At 57.8% G+C, this 15,308-nt stretch carries 15 protein-coding genes; 4 read left to right on the top strand and 11 right to left on the bottom strand.

Annotation, left to right across the window (positions count from 1 at the left end; genetic code table 11):
• Nucleotides 1–25 precede the first annotated feature (25 nt).
• From urtE to KGP24_RS11795, 7 genes are all read right to left on the bottom strand, one after another.
• A complete protein-coding gene (urtE, locus tag KGP24_RS11825) occupies nucleotides 26–724 on the bottom strand; it encodes an urea ABC transporter ATP-binding subunit UrtE (protein WP_223563490.1) in 699 nt (232 codons plus the stop codon).
• Nucleotides 725–733: 9 nt separating this feature from the next.
• The gene (gene urtD, locus KGP24_RS11820; protein ID WP_223560536.1) at nucleotides 734–1,531 is read right to left on the bottom strand and encodes an urea ABC transporter ATP-binding protein UrtD; all 798 of its coding nucleotides are present in this window, start codon (nucleotides 1,529–1,531) and stop codon (nucleotides 734–736) included.
• Complete coding sequence (urtC, locus tag KGP24_RS11815; RefSeq protein ID WP_223560535.1) at nucleotides 1,531–2,604, bottom strand: urea ABC transporter permease subunit UrtC; 1,074 nt, start codon at nucleotides 2,602–2,604, stop codon at nucleotides 1,531–1,533. Before urtC ends, urtD begins: the two co-directional genes overlap by 1 nt.
• Nucleotides 2,604–4,178 carry an urea ABC transporter permease subunit UrtB gene (urtB, locus tag KGP24_RS11810; protein WP_223560534.1) on the bottom strand — a complete coding sequence of 525 codons (1,575 nt, stop codon included), beginning with the start codon at nucleotides 4,176–4,178 and terminating at the stop codon, nucleotides 2,604–2,606. Before urtB ends, urtC begins: the two co-directional genes overlap by 1 nt.
• A 24-nt stretch (nucleotides 4,179–4,202) precedes the next feature.
• The gene (gene urtA / locus KGP24_RS11805) at nucleotides 4,203–5,474 is read right to left on the bottom strand and encodes an urea ABC transporter substrate-binding protein (RefSeq protein WP_014883816.1); all 1,272 of its coding nucleotides are present in this window, start codon (nucleotides 5,472–5,474) and stop codon (nucleotides 4,203–4,205) included.
• 201 nt (nucleotides 5,475–5,675) lie between these two features.
• Nucleotides 5,676–6,779: a cobalamin-independent methionine synthase II family protein gene (locus KGP24_RS11800; RefSeq protein WP_223560533.1), complete on the bottom strand. Its 1,104-nt coding sequence runs from the start codon at nucleotides 6,777–6,779 to the stop codon at nucleotides 5,676–5,678.
• A gap of 156 nt (nucleotides 6,780–6,935) precedes the next feature.
• Nucleotides 6,936–7,349, bottom strand: coding sequence for a rhodanese-like domain-containing protein (locus KGP24_RS11795; RefSeq protein ID WP_223560532.1), 414 nt, complete (start codon nucleotides 7,347–7,349; stop codon nucleotides 6,936–6,938).
• Between the two features lie 73 nt (nucleotides 7,350–7,422).
• Here KGP24_RS11795 and ftrA point away from each other — a divergent pair, with 73 nt between their 5' ends.
• Nucleotides 7,423–8,433 (top strand): transcriptional regulator FtrA, encoded by a 1,011-nt coding sequence (ftrA, locus tag KGP24_RS11790; protein WP_223560531.1) that lies wholly within the window; start codon nucleotides 7,423–7,425, stop codon nucleotides 8,431–8,433.
• Between the two features lie 268 nt (nucleotides 8,434–8,701).
• On the opposite strand, the gene KGP24_RS11785 is transcribed toward ftrA, so the two are convergent.
• Nucleotides 8,702–9,064 carry a hypothetical protein gene (locus tag KGP24_RS11785; RefSeq protein WP_223560530.1) on the bottom strand — a complete coding sequence of 121 codons (363 nt, stop codon included), beginning with the start codon at nucleotides 9,062–9,064 and terminating at the stop codon, nucleotides 8,702–8,704.
• Nucleotides 9,065–9,308: 244 nt separating this feature from the next.
• Here KGP24_RS11785 and KGP24_RS11780 point away from each other — a divergent pair, with 244 nt between their 5' ends.
• Nucleotides 9,309–9,539, top strand: coding sequence for a DUF2554 family protein (locus KGP24_RS11780; protein WP_223560529.1), 231 nt, complete (start codon nucleotides 9,309–9,311; stop codon nucleotides 9,537–9,539).
• Here KGP24_RS11780 and KGP24_RS11775 read toward each other — a convergent pair whose 3' ends face one another.
• Together KGP24_RS11775 and KGP24_RS11770 are read right to left on the bottom strand one after the other, a co-directional pair.
• Complete coding sequence (locus KGP24_RS11775; protein ID WP_223560528.1) at nucleotides 9,540–11,504, bottom strand: U32 family peptidase; 1,965 nt, start codon at nucleotides 11,502–11,504, stop codon at nucleotides 9,540–9,542.
• Nucleotides 11,505–11,584: 80 nt separating this feature from the next.
• Entirely contained in the window at nucleotides 11,585–12,112 is a 528-nt protein-coding gene (locus tag KGP24_RS11770; RefSeq protein WP_223560527.1) for an XRE family transcriptional regulator, read from the bottom strand.
• Nucleotides 12,113–12,204: 92 nt separating this feature from the next.
• Here KGP24_RS11770 and KGP24_RS11765 point away from each other — a divergent pair, with 92 nt between their 5' ends.
• Nucleotides 12,205–13,371, top strand: a complete 1,167-nt coding sequence (locus KGP24_RS11765; protein ID WP_223560526.1) for a benzoate/H(+) symporter BenE family transporter — start codon at nucleotides 12,205–12,207, stop codon at nucleotides 13,369–13,371.
• On the opposite strand, the gene KGP24_RS11760 is transcribed toward KGP24_RS11765, so the two are convergent.
• Entirely contained in the window at nucleotides 13,351–14,223 is an 873-nt protein-coding gene (locus KGP24_RS11760) for a helix-turn-helix transcriptional regulator (protein ID WP_223560525.1), read from the bottom strand. The two genes, KGP24_RS11765 and KGP24_RS11760, sit on opposite strands and share 21 nt — an antisense overlap.
• Nucleotides 14,224–14,398: 175 nt before the next feature.
• Between KGP24_RS11760 and KGP24_RS11755 the strand changes: the two genes are divergently transcribed.
• Entirely contained in the window at nucleotides 14,399–15,295 is an 897-nt protein-coding gene (locus tag KGP24_RS11755) for an EamA family transporter (protein ID WP_223560524.1), read from the top strand.
• Nucleotides 15,296–15,308: the final 13 nt, after the last annotated feature.

The following is a 15,308-nucleotide window of genomic DNA, read 5'->3' as shown; positions in this document are numbered from 1 at the left end:
AATGCGAATGTTATATTATAACATTTTAAATCGCAACCAGCCCGCGAACGTCTTCCTGCTCCATGTTTTCACCCCGTCCGCGCTGGATAATGGTGCCGCGCGACATCAGCAGATAGCTGTCGGCCAGCTCGGCGGCAAAGTCGTAAAACTGCTCCACCAGCAGGATCGCCATATCTCCCCGATCCGCCAGGGTGCGGATCACGTGGCCTATCTCTTTAATCACCGACGGCTGTATGCCTTCGGTCGGCTCATCCAGAATCAGCAGCTGCGGACGACTCGCCAATGCGCGACCAATCGCCAGCTGCTGCTGCTGTCCACCGGAGAGATCGCCCCCGCGGCGATTTTTCATATCTTTAAGCACCGGGAACAGCTGCCAGATCTCATCCGGAACCTGCTTCGCCTCGCGGGCGGAAAATCGCGACAGCCCCAGCAGAAGATTCTCTTCTACGGTCAGGCGCGGGAAAATCTCGCGGCCCTGCGGGACGTACGCTACTCCGGACTGCACCCGCTGGTGCGGCTTGCTGTGAGTGATCTTTTTACCCTGCCAGATGACCTCCCCGGTTTTCGCCGGGATCAGCCCCATCAGACACTTCAGCAGCGTGGTTTTCCCGACGCCGTTGCGCCCAAGCAGGCAGGTGACTTCTCCGGTGACGGCCTCAAAACTCACGCCGCGCAGGATATGGCTGCCGCCGTAATACTGATTCAGTTCGTTAACCTGTAACATCATCGCTCCTTAGCGCCCCAGATAGACCTCAATCACCTGCTCGTTGGCCTGCACCTCGCGAAGCGAACCTTCCGCCAGCACTCGCCCCTGATGCAGCACCGTCACGTGGTCAGCGATGGTCTCAACAAAACCCATATCGTGCTCCACCACCATCAGAGAATGCTTACCCGACAGCGTTTTGAACAGCTCGGCGGTGTATTCGGTTTCCGCGTCGGTCATCCCGGCGGCCGGTTCATCCAGCAGGAGCAGGTGCGGGTCCTGAACAAGAAGCATACCGATTTCCAGAAACTGTTTTTGCCCGTGCGAAAGCAGCCCGGCGCGGCGATCGCGTTCGCTGCTAAGACGCAGCAAAACCAGCATCTCATCAATGCGGTCGCGCTGTTCACCGTTGAGTTTTGCCCGCAGGCTCGCCCAGACGGATTTATCATTTTTCATGGCGATCTCCAGGTTCTCCCACACCGTCAGCGCTTCAAAAACCGTGGGTTTCTGGAATTTACGCCCAATGCCCTGGCGTGCAATGGCTGCAGGCTCCAGCGCGGTCAGGTCGATGGACTGATCGTAAATGGCCCTGCCGCTTTTTGGCCGCGTTTTGCCGGTGATGACGTCCATCAGCGTGGTTTTACCGGCTCCGTTGGGGCCAATCAAGCAGCGCAGCTCGCCCACGCCGATATTCAGCGACAGATCGGTCAGGGCCTGAAAGCCATCAAAATTGACGTTGATGGCCTCAAGCTGAAGCACCGGATCGGTCTGTTCACGGTAACGATCGCCGGGCAACTGGCGGGTGAATAACCCTTCGGCTGGCTGCATTATTTGTCTCCCTTTCGAAACAGACCGTAGACGCCGCGCGGTAAAAACAGCGTGACGGCGATAAAAATTAACCCCAGAAATAGCTGCCAGTATTCGGGCATCGCAACGGTGAAGAAGCTCTTAGCCCCGTTCACCAGCGCCGCGCCAATCACCGGCCCCACCAGCGTCCCGCGCCCGCCCAGCGCCACCCAGATGGCGGCTTCTATCGAGTTCGTGGGTGACATTTCGCCCGGGTTGATAATGCCCACCTGCGGGACGTACAGCGCCCCCGCCAGGCCGCACAGCACGGCAGAGAGCGTCCAGACCAGCAGCTTGAAGCCGCGCGGATCGTAGCCGCAAAACGTCAGGCGGTTTTCGGCGTCGCGAACGGCGGTCAGGATGCGGCCAAACTTGCTCTTCGCCAGCGCAAATCCCGTGCCCAGGGCCAGGAGCAGCAACAGCACGGTTGCCAGAAACAGCGCGATACGGGTGGTCGTTTCCGTTACCGAAAACCCGAGCAGCGTGGTGAAGCCGGTAAAGCCGTTATTGCCGCCAAAACCGGTTTCGTTGCGAAAGAATAGCAGCATCCCGGCGTAGGTCAGCGCCTGGGTCATAATCGAGAAATAGACCCCTTTGATCTTTGAGCGGAAGGCAAACCAGCCAAATATCAGCGCCAACAGCCCCGGAACCAGCACAATCAGCACCAGCGCCCAGGCAAAATGCTGGGTTCCCCACCAGAACCACGGCAGTTCGCTCCAGGAGAGAAACGACATGAACGCAGGCAGACCGTCACCCGCGGCCTGGCGCATCAGGTACATGCCCATCGCGTAGCCGCCCAGGGCAAAGAAGATGCCGTGCCCAAGCGATAGCATACCCGCATAGCCCCACACCAGATCCAGCGCCACCGCAACGATGGCGTAGCAGAGGATCTTGCCGATAAGCGTCAGCATCCAGGTCGATAGCGCCAGCGGATGCGTCGCAGGCAGTAAGGCGAAAAAGGGCAATATCAGTAAGCACACCACCATCAGGCTGCCCGCAATCTGCGTGGTGCGTGGCGCTTTGCGCGCCAGCGTTAAGGTCAGCGGCTGGCTCATCAGTCAATCACCCTCCCTTTCAGCGCAAACAGCCCCTGGGGGCGTTTCTGAATAAACAGCACGATCGCCACCAGAATCACGATCTTGCCCAGTACCGCCCCCATCTGTGGTTCAAGGATTTTATTAAAGATCCCCAGACCAAACGCCGCGGCCACGCTGCCTGCCAGCTGGCCTACACCTCCGAGCACCACCACAAGGAAAGAGTCGATGATATAGCCCTGGCCCAGCTCCGGCCCGACGTTACCGAGCTGCGATAACGCCACGCCGCCTAACCCCGCAATCCCGGAGCCAAGCCCGAAGGCAAGCATATCCACGCGCCCTGTCGGTACCCCGCAGCAGGCGGCCATGCTGCGATTCTGCGTTACCGCGCGCACGTTCAGCCCCAGGCGGGTTTTGTTCAGAATGAGCCAGGTAAAGAACAGCACCAGCAGCACGAAGCCCAGCACCACAATGCGGTTCCACGGCAGCGTCAGGTTGGCAAAAACCTGCACCCCGCCGGAGAGCCATGCCGGGTTCGCGACCTCGAGGTTCTGGGCGCCAAAGGTCATGCGCACCAGCTGGATAAGCATCAGGCTGATGCCCCACGTCGCCAGCAGCGTTTCCAGAGGACGACCGTACAGATGACGGATCACGGTGCGCTCCAGCACCATCCCGATGCCCGCCGTCAGGCAGAACGCGACCGGCAGCGCGATAACGGGATAGAGCGCCAGCCACTGGGGCGCAAGCCCGGCCACCGCCTGCTGCACCATCCAGGTGGCATACGCGCCAAGCATCAGCATCTCGCCGTGGGCCATGTTAATCACGCCCAGCAGGCCGTAGGTAATGGCAAGCCCCAGCGCCACCAGCAGCAGCACCGACCCCAGTGACAGCCCCATAAAGGCCTGGCCCAGCAGATCGCCCCACATCAGTCGATGCTGGATCTGGCTAAGACTCTCCTCTGCGGCCGCGCGAACGCCGCTATCCGGCTCCGTCTGCGCCTGGGTAAACGGGGTGAGTCTGGACTCCACGTCCGGATCGTCGGACTGCCCTAATAACTCGACGGCCTTACGGCGCACCTCTGCCTGCGGGCTGGCCAGCTGGAGATTCGCCACCGCCAGCAGCAGCGCCTGACGCGCCACCGCGTCCGTTTCATCGTTTACCCGTTTCTCCAGAAAAGCGAGCATCCCGGGCTGGGCATCCCGCTGCAGCTGACGGGCTGCCGCACGCCTTTCTGTGACACCGTCACTCACCAGCTGATGCGTAGCGATGGCCGTGGCGGCCAGCACGCGCAGCCGGTTGGTCAGACGAACGGCTTTGGTTGCCCCTTCAGCCGCCTGAGCGTCACCGAGCGAGACCATTTGACCGTTGCGCTGCGCAAAGGCGTGCTTTTGCGTATCAACGTAGAGGTTTTCCTGTTGCAGCGCCTCAAGGAGCGGCAGCCTTGACGCATCCGGCGCGGCGGCCCACTGCGTCAGCAAATCCGCCTGCTGGCTGCGGCTGGCGGCAACAAAACGATCGGCATCCGATGCCTGCACCATCCCTGGCAGCAGTCCGGAAAGCCATACAAAAGCGATGAACATGCGCATGGCGTTCATGACGTTTCTCCCTGCGGTGATGTCTTAGTTGCTGGCGGTTTTCATCGGCTGGTCGGGCTTTTTATCATTCCCGGCGATGAACGGACTCCACGGCTGGGCGCGTACCGGCTGTTCCGTCTGCCACACAACGTTAAACTGACCGTTGCCCTCGATTTCACCGATCATGACCGGCTTATGCAGATGGTGGTTGGTGGCATCCATGGTGAGCGTAAAGCCTGACGGCGCCTTAAAGGACTGGCCGGCCATCGCCGCACGCACTTTGTCCACGTCGGTAGTGCCCGCTTTTTCCACCGCCTGCGCCCACATATGAATCCCCACGTAAGTCGCTTCCATCGGGTCGTTGGTCACCACGGTATCGGCGTTCGGCAGCTTGTGCGCCTTCGCATAGGCTTTGTAATCCGCCACGAAGGCCTGGTTGGTCGGGTTATCCACGGATTCAAAGTAGTTCCACGCCGCGAGGTTGCCGACCAGCGGTTTGGTGTCAATCCCGCGCAGCTCTTCTTCTCCCACGGAGAACGCCACCACCGGCACGTCGGTTGCCTTCAGCCCCTGATTAGCCAGCTCTTTGTAGAACGGAACGTTGGAATCACCGTTGATGGTCGACACCACGGCGGTTTTACCGCCCGCAGAGAATTTCTTGATGTTGGCGACGATGGTCTGGTAGTCGCTATGGCCAAACGGGGTGTAAACCTCCTCGATGTCCTTATCCTCCACCCCTTTCGAATGCAGGAAAGCGCGCAGGATCTTGTTGGTAGTGCGTGGGTAAACATAGTCCGTGCCCAGCAGGAAGAAGCGCTTCGCCGCGCCGCCATCTTCACTCATCAGGTATTCCACCGCCGGAATGGCCTGCTGGTTCGGTGCCGCGCCGGTATAGAAGACGTTCGGCGACATCTCTTCGCCTTCATACTGCACCGGATAGAACAGCAGACCGTTCAGCTCCTCGAAGACCGGCAGCACGGATTTGCGCGATACCGACGTCCAGCATCCGAATACCACCGCCACTTTATCCTGACTTAACAGCTGGCGGGCTTTCTCGGCAAACAGCGGCCAGTTTGAGGCCGGATCCACCACCACCGGCTCCAGTTTTTTACCCAGCACGCCCCCTTTCGCGTTGATCTCGTCGATGGTCATCAGCGCGACGTCTTTCAGCGGCGTTTCGGAGATGGCCATGGTGCCGGAAAGAGAATGCATGATCCCCACTTTGATGGTATCGGCCGCCTGCACGCCAAAACTCATTCCCATCGCCACGACGGACGCGGATAACGCAAAGGCTTTTAATAAGGTACGACGCTGCATATTTTCACTCCTGAAAAAGAACGCTGTGCGAAAACGTCCGTTACGGCGTGGACGCGGAAAAAATGTGTCAGCGAAGCAGCAGCAAAAAGGATGCCAGAATGGAGGAAGCGCTATTTCAGGAGGGAGAACGCAGGATGTAAAGAGAACGACTCAGAATGGCACAGCGCTGCACTTTTATAATGCAGCGCTGAGGAGGATGTTTTACCAGACTTCGCTGGCGATCTGCGTGACCAGACGGACTTTGTCCCACTGCTGGGACTCACTCAGGCTGTTGCCCTCTTCGGTAGAGGCAAAGCCGCACTGCGGGCTGAGGCAAATTTGCTCTTTTGCCACGTATTTCGCCGCCTCTTCCAGACGGGCTTTAATCCCCTCCGGGTTCTCCAGCTCGCCGTTTTTCGTGGTGATCAGGCCCAGCACCACCTGCTGCTTGCCCGGGCGAATGAAGCGCAATGGCGCGAAATCCCCGCTGCGGTCGTTGTCGTATTCAAGGAAGAACGCGTCAACGTTGACCGTCCCGAACAGCACTTCCGCCACCGGCTCATAGCCGCCTTCGGAAATCCATGTTGAACGGAAGTTACCGCGACAAACGTGCAGGCCGATGGTCAGATCGTCGGGCTTGCCTTCCAGCGCCTTGTTCAGGACGCGGGCATAGATGCGTGCCAGCTCATCGGCATCATCACCGCGCTCGCGGATCTGACGGCGCTGATCGTCCGAACAGAGATAGGCCCAGACGGTATCGTCCAGCTGAAGGTAACGGCAGCCCGCATCATAGAACGCGCGGATGGCGTCGCGCCAGGTGGTCGCCAGATCGTCGAAATAGTCATTCAGATCCGGGTACACCGTCGCATCGATGTCTTTGCGGCCCCCGCGGAAATGGAGCACGCTCGGGCTGGGAATGGTCATCTTCGGCTGAGCATTGCCGCTGATGCTTTTCAGGTAGCGGAAATCGTCCAGCATCGGATGGTCGCCAAAGCCCAGCTTGCCGTTAACGCGCACGCCGTGGGCTTTGGTTTGTACCCCGTTGAACTGGATGCCCTGCTGTGAATCGTAACGCTCAACGCCCTGCAGACCGTCGAAGAAGTCGAAGTGCCACCAGGCGCGGCGAAATTCACCGTCGGTCACAACATGCAGGCCACACGCGCACTGCTGCTCAACGACCTGGCGAATGGCATCGTCTTCCACCGCGCGAAGCTGTCCGGCGTCAATTTCGCCGCTGGCGAACTTCAGGCGCGCCTGCTTGATGGCATCCGGGCGTAAAAAACTGCCGACTACATCGGCGCGATACGGGGCGTGGTGTCGTTGCATGGAAATCTCCTCAGTCTGCCGGCGATAATTGCCAGCAGTGATAATTCATCATTTGAACTTTTAGACTTCTGGGTGTCTAAATGTCCAAAAAAGATGTCATACCTGTCCTGTTCCGGCAAACGAGAAAATTTCACGAGTGTTGAAAAAAATTCATGTTCACAGCGCGGCGGCGGTTTCGCTACTGGCAAAGGCGAATTTTTCATCTTCCCAGCCGGTTATCCCCCCGAGCATGATTTTGACCGGCAGCCCGAGGCGCGCGAGCTTCAACGCGGCTCTGTCCGCGCCGTTGCAGTGCGGCCCAGCGCAGTAAACGACGAACAGCGTGCCTTCAGGCCATTGGGCCATGCGCTCAGCGGTAATCTGGCTCCGCGGCAGATGTACTGCGCCAGGCACATGACGGCGGGCAAACTGCTCCGGGCTCCCCACTACGTGCAGCAGCACGAAGTCCTGCTCATGGTTGACGATGGCGTGATGCACATCTGCGCAGTCGGTTTCGACGCTCAGGCGGCGCAGAAAATGGGTAACGGCTTCCTGCGGCTCGGCAGCCGGAAATTCAGTAACATAACTCATGATCCTTCCTCATCTTTGGCGTTTGTGTTAACACTACTCTATCCACAAATTCAGCCCGTGAATGCGTTCGCTTATGCCAGAAAACAGCAAAAAGATGACAAACTTAAGACAAATTGCCCGCCCGCAGGTGGTGGTGCTGGCGTATGACGGTCTGTGTACCTTTGAGTTCGGCGTAGCGGTGGAGATCTTCGGTCTTCCGCGTCCCGAATTCGGCGATGAATGGTATCGTTTTGCGGTGGCGAGCGTTGACAGCGGTGAACTCCGGGCGACAGGCGGGATCCGCATCGTTACCGATGGTGATCTAAGCCTGCTTGCGTCTGCTGACCTGATTGTGGTTCCCGGCTGGCGGGGGCTGGATTCACCGGTTCCGGACGCGTTCTGCGAGGCACTGCGCCAGGCCAGCGCGCGAGGATGCCAGCTGCTGTCCATCTGTTCGGGTGTGTTTGTACTGGCCGCTACGGGGCTGCTGAACGGGCGCAAAGCCACGACGCACTGGCGCTACATTGACGCGCTTAAAGCCCGTTACCCTGACATCGACGTGGTTGAGGATGTGCTCTACCATGACGAAGGCGATATTCTGACGTCCGCGGGCAGCGCGGCGGGGATCGATCTCTGCCTTCACGTTGTGCGTCGGGATTATGGCATGGAAACCGCCAACAGCGTGGCGCGACGGCTGGTTATTCCGCCTCACCGGGATGGTTCACAGCCGCAGCAGCTGAGCCGGCCGGTGGCGCAACTGCGGGAGAGCCAGCGTCTGGGCCAGCTGTTTGATTTTTTGCACACGCATCTTACAGAGCCGCACAGCGTCGACTCGCTGGCGCGCAGGGTCGGAATGAGCCAGCGCACGTTTCTTCGTCGCTTCGAGGCGGCAACGGGGACGACGCCCGCACGCTGGTTAATCAATGAGCGCCTGCTAAGAGCAAAAGATTATCTGGAAAGCAGCCGGTTAAGCATCGACAGCATCGCTGAACAGACCGGGTTTGGCCAGGCATCGACGCTGCGCCATCATTTTCGCCAGCAGTTCGCGATTTCCCCGGCCCAGTACCGCAAACAATTTTCTCATTCCGGTACTGCCCGGTTCTGAAAAATCACCGTCTGGCACCCTGCCAGGGGACATCGATTTAACGCTGGTATCCGGCCGCAGCTTACCTTCGGGTCTGGTGCAGTCGCTCTATCGGCTGATGCCATATAACCACGGTAAACACTGCGCAAAAAAAACCGCCAAAAAATGGCGGTAAATGCTTGCATGGATAGATTTGTGTTTTGGTCTCTACGTCCCGACACTCCATGGCCGGGCAGCGGATCTCTTACAACCTAACATCTGTTGCCTTAACGAACGCTAAACAACCTTATTAACCTGCATGGGTATTAATCTGCAAATAACGCATAAGCCCCTGCTCAGCGCTCTGTTTTGCATCGTCATTAAGGGCTTCAAGATAAAAGGAGCGTGCGACACCATAGGGTGCTTTTTCAGAGGGATACACCGCGAACTGGAATGTTTTTCCTCTTGCTTGATGAGTACAATCTAATTCCCAACGCTGTTCGTTCACTTTTTTGCTGGTGCAGGCAACGCCACCATAATCGCTGGTTAAATAGGAACCCACGCGAATTTCTGCAGATCGAATATATTCTGGTTCGTCATTGCCTGCATAACGAATCCCAGCAACAGCTCCAACTGCAACCGCCAGAAGCGCAAGCGCTATTATTTTTTTCATTTATAAATGACCTGTTCCTTAGCCTGAGATAGGTATTATAAAAGATTTATTCCTAAAGCAAATATCCAGCTACGGACAAGGAACTGGACTTTACAAAGATTCGGACTTTTTTTAGGAAAAATCTTATCACTTATTCCGAACCCACACTATTTGACAATTTCTTTTCGTTAATTTTAATTTTTGAATAATAACACCAGAAAATAATCGACATGATTAACCCGCATTGTTTTTCAGCGGTGAATCCATGATTAAAAAAGGGTTATCTTTGGTCATGCTTATTTGTGCGCTGTTTTCAGGTCAGCTGATGGCCGGGCACAAAGGACACGAATATTTATGGGTCAAGAATGTGTCGCATCAGCTTCGTCATGAAGCCGACAGCGATGAGTTGCGAAGCGCTGCGGAAGAGTCGGCGGAGGGTTTGCGCGAACACCACCTGTGGCAGAAGTCGCGCAAACCGGACACGCACGTTAGGTAGTTAGCTGCCCTTGCGTTTTGGCAGGGTTTTCATCAGATCGTCCGGACTGACGGACGCCACGATACTGCCGGGCTGCGGAATTTTGAAAATGTGGTTTTTCATCTTGCCGATCACATGCATTTCGCAAGGACGGCAGTCGAATTTGAGGGTCAGCACTTCGTCCCCGTTTACCAGCTGCATGGGGGTGGCCTTCCAGCTCTTAATGTTCCCTTTCGCCTGCTTAGGACACAGGTTAAACGCAAAGCGCAGGCAGTGCTTGGTGATCATCACGGGCACATCGCCCTTCTCTTCATGCGCTTCATAGGCGGCGTCGATCAGCTGCACGCCATGGCGATGATAAAATTCACGGGCTTTATGGTTGTAGACGTTAGCCAGGAAAGATAAATGGGTGTCCGGGTATACGGGTGCAGGGACGGCTTCCGCTTTACGGCTTCCGCGCGGGTACTGTGCCAGGCGCGCGGCATCCAGCATTTCTGCCGTTTCACGGCGGAACTGGTTAAGCAGGCTGTTTGGCACGAACAGCGCGTCCGGCAGATTCACGTCGATAGCACGCGCGTAGTAAATCGTCTGACCCAGCTTCGCCACGCCATCCTTCAGGCTGTTAAGCGCTTTTTCCGCGTTATTTGCCACCTCGAAAAGACCATCGAGCGTATGCGTCACGCTAATGCCGTCCTCACAGGTCATGGTCAGAATCAGCTGCTCTTCCCAGCCGCCCAGCTCAATGTCCACGGCGATACGACGTTCGCTGGAGGTTTTCAGCAGCGCCTGCTGCCAGTTGTGATCGAGGTTACGGTTAAGCGCCGCGTTCGGCCGCGCTTTGTAAAGATCGGCGGGCATTTCATTCGGCCAAACGCGGTAGCGGTTCTCGCCGGTTTTCTCGACCGTATTGGCACGGAAGCCTACGACCTCACGCTTAATCATCACGTTAAGGCCATCGCCGTTCGCCAGCGGTTCCGTCACTTCAACATCAAGGTGATCTTTCGCCACTTTCAGCACTTCACCGACCGGTAGACCAATAAACTTCGGCGAGTCAAACGCGCCGATATCCCCTTTACGGGCATTCACAAAATAGTCCGTGCTGCCGCGGTGGAACGTTTTGTCCGTCGACGGAATAAAGAAATGCTCGGTACGGCCGGCCGACGCGCGCGCCAGGTCGCCGCGATCGTCAATAATGGCGTCCAGCATCTGGCGATAGTGCGCGGTGATGTTCTTCACGTAGCTCATATCTTTATAGCGCCCTTCAATCTTGAAGGAACGCACGCCTGCGTCGATCAGCGCGCCCAGGTTGGCCGTCTGATCGTTATCCTTCATGGAGAGCAGGTGTTTTTCGAACGCCACGACGCGGCCCTGATCGTCTTTCAGGGTATACGGCAGACGGCAGGCCTGAGAACAGTCGCCGCGGTTGGCGCTGCGGCCCGTCTGCGCGTGGGAAATATTGCACTGACCGGAATAAGCGACGCACAGCGCACCGTGGATAAAGAATTCAATCGTTGCGTCTGTCGCCTGGTGAATATCGCGGATCTGATTCAGGTTCAGCTCGCGCGCCAGAACGATCTGCGAAAAGCCGACGTCGGAGAGAAACTTCGCCTTCTCGACCGTGCGGATGTCGCACTGGGTACTGGCATGGAGCTCAATGGGCGGAATATCCAGCTCCAGCACGCCCATATCCTGAACAATAAGGGCATCAACGCCGGTCTGGTAGAGATCGGTGATCAGACGTTGCGCAGGCTCCAGCTCATCATCATGAAGAATGGTGTTCAGGGTCACGAACACTTTCGCCCCGAAACGGTGGGCGAACGGCACCAGTTCAGCAATATCGCTCAGGCTGTTGCTGGCGTTATGGCGGGCACCGAAGCCTGGGCCGCCAATGTAGACGGCGTCAGCGCCGTGAAGGATCGCTTCACGGGCAATGGCGGCATCGCGGGCCGGGCTTAAAAGTTCAAGATGATGGGATTGCAGGCGCATACTTCGTCGTTATCCGTTATGGTCAAAATGGCGGCTATTGTAGTCAGAAGTATGCGTCAGCGAAACAGTTTTGCGTAGCGTCAGCGGGGATAATGAATCAGGGAGTGAAAATGCACCGTCCGGTCGCTGCCGTTGCGGTAGGCGTGCGGTTTATCGCCGGCAAAACGGACGCCCGAATCGGCAGAAATCGTCTGCCACTTGCCGTCAAGCTTCATCTCCAGCTCGCCGCTGACCACCACCACATGTTCAATCACCCCGGCCTCATGCGGCGTGGATTCACTCAGCGCGCCGGGCGCCAGGGTAATGGAGAAATAATCAAACCCTAGCGTCTCGTCCCACGGAAAGAGTGGTTTGACCACCATCGCCTGCTGCTGCGGGTCAAACACTGCCTGCCGGTCCGCCTCCGGGGTGATGAACGCGGAAAACGGCACGTTCAGTCCTGTGGCAATTTTCCACAACGTTGACACCGTCGGGCTGGATTCATTGCGCTCGATTTGCCCGAGCATGGCTTTTGACACGCCGGTCTCGTCTGCGAGCTTCGACAAACTCCAGCCGCGCGCCTGACGCAGCGTTTTCAGCGTTGTTGCAAGGTGTAGCGTGATGTCCATGTTCCCTCCTGATGGCGATCAGCATACCACTTGTACGCTATAGCGCACAGTGCTACCTTACTCCGGACGTTATAACGCACAACGGAGTTTTCATGCGCCCTACCTCTCACCTTGTTCCAGTCGCACTGGCTGGATTTGTGGCCGTGCTGGTCGGTTACGCCAGCTCGGCCGCCATCATCTGGCAGGCCGCCGCTGCGGCTGGTGCCAGCGCACAGCAGATTGCGGGCTGGATGACCGCGCTGGGTGTTGGGATGGGCGTCAGCACGCTGGCGCTTTCCTGGTGGTACAAAGCGCCGGTGCTGACCGCCTGGTCAACGCCCGGCGCGGCGCTGCTCGCAACAAGCCTGCACGGCGTGACGCTGCCGGAAACCATCGGCGTGTTCATCTTTGCTAACGCGCTCATTTTACTTTGCGGCATCACCGGGCTCTTCGCCCGTCTGATGAGGATGATCCCCCATTCGCTTGCTGCCGCCATGCTGGCAGGGGTGTTGCTACAGTTTGGCCTGCACGCGTTTGCGCATCTTGAGGGACATTTTCTGCTGTGCGGCAGCATGATTGCGGCGTGGCTGCTGGCAAAAGCGCTGGCCCCGCGCTACGCCATCGTGGTCACGCTGCTGGTCGGCGGTATCGTGGCATGGGCGGGAGGTGACGTTGTCACTGATAAGCTCGCGCTCTCCCTTGTGATGCCTGAGTTTATTGCGCCCTCGTTTACCTTCACCAGTCTGGTGAGTATTGGCTTGCCCTTCTTCCTGGTGACCATGGCATCGCAAAACGCGCCGGGTTTCGCCACGATGAAAGCCTCCGGTTACCCGCTGGCAGTCTCACCGCTCATCGTCGTTACGGGTGCGCTGGCGCTGCTGCTTTCCCCTTTTGGCGTCTTTTCTATCTGTATCGCGGCCATTACTGCCGCCATTTGCCAAAGTCCGGATGCGCACCCGGACGCCGATAAACGCTGGCTGGCGGCCATCGCAGCCGGAGGGTTTTATCTGCTGGCGGGGATTTTCGGCGGCTCGATTACCGGGCTGATGGCCGCTCTGCCGCTCAGCTGGATCCAGACGCTCGCCGGTCTGGCGCTGCTGGGCACCATCAGCGGGAGTTTATATCAGGCGCTGAGCCACGAGGCGGAGCGCGACGCGGCCATCGTCACGTTTCTGATGACCGCAAGCGGCGTCACGATCCTCGGCATCGGTTCGGCATTCTGGGGACTGGTGCTGGGCGGCGTCTGCTATGCCCTGTTTTCACGCGCTCGCCGCGCGTAGCTGGGAAGGCGTGATCCCCATAACGCTGCGAAAGCGGTTGCTGAAGTGGCTGGCGGAGTTAAACCCGCAGGCAAGGGCGATGTCCGTCAGCGGCGTCGCCGTGTGCTGCACCAGAGCCTTTGCTTTTTCCATTCGCCTCTGCATCACGTACTGATGCGGCGCCAGCCCCATCGACTGGCGGAACATGCGGGCAAAATGGTATTCGCTGAGGGCGGCCTGCGCTGCCAGTTCAGCCAGCGTCAGGGGCTGGCCCAGGTTCTCTTCGATAAAGGCCAGCACGTTGCGTAGCACGAACGGCGATAGCCCGCCGGTGACGACCGGCAGCTTCCACTGAACGTTAGAGTAGTTTTGCAGCAGATGGGTCAGGAGCAGCGTAGAGGCCGTGCTCAGGGTGAGCTGGTTGGCGTGCTGCTGCCAGTCGCAGCCGAGCAAAAACTGGCGATACAGCGCGGTGATCTTCGGATCGCTACCAAAAATGCGCTCGTCCAGCGTCAGCGAAAGCGGCCGCTTGTCCCAGATCCTTTCCCCCACGTCACGCAGGTGTTCATCGGTGCAGTAGAGATGCACAAACGACAGATCGTCACGGATATCCCACGTCGATTCGCTCTCTTTTGGCATCAGGCAGAAACGGTCCGGTCCCCCGCCGTTCTTCCAGCCGCCCGGCGTTTTTTGATAGCTTTCGTAGCCGTCCGCCACGTACAGGCTCAGGGTATGATGGTTACTTTTTACCGTTATCGTATCGTGCTTGTTGTACCACGCTGCCAGCTGAATACCCGAATTCAGCGAGACGGTTTCCCGCAGGACCGCATTCTGTTGGCAAAGCGTTTCAAAGGTATCGTAAGCGTAAGACATAACCGTTAGCGCGTGATGAATCGGAATCTCAGTCTAAAAAGAGTTGTCTCCCGTTGCCAGTGCCGGGGAAAGAAAAAAGCGCAAGATTTTGCAAGTCTGCCGCAAGCCGGTGAAAGCCCTTTATAAATTGCAGCGCCATACTGCGGGCTTCAGAGGTTTGAGAAGAGAAAAAAGTATGAACGCATTTTTATACGGACTGGTGGTGGTCATCTGGGGAACCACCTGGATTGCGATTTTCCTGCAGCAGGCGCCCGTGGCGGCACCCGTCTCTATTTTCTGGCGTTTCGCCGTCGCCAGCCTCACGATGATGGTAGTGTTAATCGCCCTGCGCCGCCTGCGCACGCTGAAGCTGCGGGATCACCTCTTTTGTATTCTCCAGGGATGCTGCGTTTTCTGCTTTAACTTCTGGTGTTTTTACACCGCAGCCTCGCACATCAACACCGGTCTGGAATCGGTGATCTTCTCTATGGCCGTGCTCTATAACGCCATTAACAGCTTTATTTTCTTTGGGCAGCGCCCGCCGACGCGATTCTGGACGGCGGCGGCCCTTGGGCTGATCGGGATCGTCACCCTCTTCTGGGACGATCTTCTGGCCAGCGGCTGGAGCGCGTCGCTCCTGACCGGGATTGGTCTTTCCGCGCTCGGTACCTACGGCTTCTCGCTGGGCAATATGATCAGCATGCGCCATCAGCGTAGAGGCCTTGAAACCATGACCACCAACGCCTGGGCGATGCTTTACGGTACGCTGGTGATGGGCTGCATTGCCCTGGTCAGAGGCGACAGCTTCGCACCAGAGTGGACCATCAGCTACATTGGTGCGCTGCTCTATCTGGCCCTGTTTGGTTCGGTCATTGCCTTTGGCGCCTACTTCACGCTGGTCGGACGTATCGGTCCGGGTAAAGCGGCCTACAGTACGCTGCTCTTCCCGCTGGTGGCGCTATCCATCTCCACGGTGTATGAAGGCTACGTCTGGCATATCAACGGCATAGTGGGATTATTGCTGATTCTGGGGGGAAATATGGTGATGTTTACCAAACCAGAAACCTGGTTCAGGCGCTTACGAATGGCGTAAATAAAAAGGCCTG

This window comes from Enterobacter sp. JBIWA008 (assembly GCF_019968765.1).
Lineage (GTDB): Bacteria > Pseudomonadota > Gammaproteobacteria > Enterobacterales > Enterobacteriaceae > Enterobacter.
Note: the sequence above shows the minus strand (reverse complement) of the source record. Positions and strands in the feature narration are given on the sequence as shown.